This window comes from Pseudomonas sp. NDM, assembly GCF_003105095.1.
GTDB lineage: Bacteria > Pseudomonadota > Gammaproteobacteria > Pseudomonadales > Pseudomonadaceae > Aquipseudomonas > Aquipseudomonas moraviensis_A.
The window spans coordinates 1-1,073 of sequence record NZ_QETJ01000326.1; the positions used below are offsets into that span (position 1 = coordinate 1).

The window sequence follows — 1,073 nt, forward strand, 5'->3', positions numbered from 1 at the left end:
GCTCGCGATGGCGGTGTGTCAGTCGAATTATCGCTGATGACACACCGCCATCGCGAGCAGGCTCACTCCTACAGGGGATAGTGCGTAGAAGGCGGATTCTGCGATCAAGCCTAAACTCAAACGTAACCTGCCGTTGCAATACAGCCGAAGTCGCAAACAGCCGTACAGTCGTGTTGCCACCATTCATTGTGTACAATCGCGCTGTTTTTTACGCGATACTTGCCAGCGACCTACTGTGCCGTATTACAGTCACGGTCTATTCGCCGCAGTTTTCCCGACTCGAGTGCCCATGAACGAACAGTTGCAACCCCTCAAGAAACAACCGCGAGCAGGCAAAGCCGGCCGCAGCGGGACCCAGGACGATATTGTCTACGCGCATATCTTCGAGGCCATCCTCGAACAGCGTCTGGCGCCCGGCACGAAATTGAGCGAAGAAGCGCTGGGGGAAATCTTCGGGGTCAGCCGCACCATCATTCGCCGCGCGCTGTCGCGTCTGGCCCATGAAGGCGTGGTGCTGTTGCGGCCGAACCGTGGCGCGGTGGTCGCCAGCCCGAGCGTTGAAGAGGCGCGTCAGGTTTTCCTCGCCCGGCGTCTGGTCGAACGCGCCATTACCGAATTGGCCGTGCAACACGCCACCGCCGAGCAGATCGCCGAACTGCGGCAGATGGTCAATGACGAACGCGACAGTTTCTCCCGTGGCGATCGCGGCGCCGGTATTCGTCTGTCAGGCGAATTCCACCTAAAACTGGCGGAAGCGGCGATGAACGCACCGTTGATCAGCTTCCAGCGCAGCCTGGTTTCGCAGACTTCGCTGATCATTGCCCAGTATGAAAGCGGCAACCGTTCGCACTGCTCGTACGACGAACACACTCAACTGATCGACGCGATCGAGAAGCGCGACGGCGAGTTGGCGGTGAACCTGATGATGCATCACATGGATCACATCGACAGCAAGCTCAACCTCGACGAGGAAGGTGCGTCGGATGACCTGCATGCGGTGTTCTCGCATTTGTTGCAGACCAAGAAGCCGGGGCGCTCGAGCGCCAAGCTCTGATCTGAAACCGAGTCGCGGC

1 protein-coding gene is annotated in these 1,073 nt (G+C 59.0%); it reads left to right on the forward strand.

Annotation, left to right across the window (positions count from 1 at the left end; genetic code table 11):
- Positions 1–289 precede the first annotated feature (289 nt).
- Positions 290–1,054 carry a GntR family transcriptional regulator gene (locus DCO47_RS26825; protein WP_039763010.1) on the forward strand — a complete coding sequence of 255 codons (765 nt, stop codon included), beginning with the start codon at positions 290–292 and terminating at the stop codon, positions 1,052–1,054.
- Positions 1,055–1,073 lie beyond the last annotated feature (19 nt).

Coding starts and splice junctions, on each gene's coding strand:
- DCO47_RS26825 (WP_039763010.1), top strand. CDS start 290: ATGAACGAACAGTTGCAACCCCTCAAGAAACAACCGCGAGCAGGCAAA.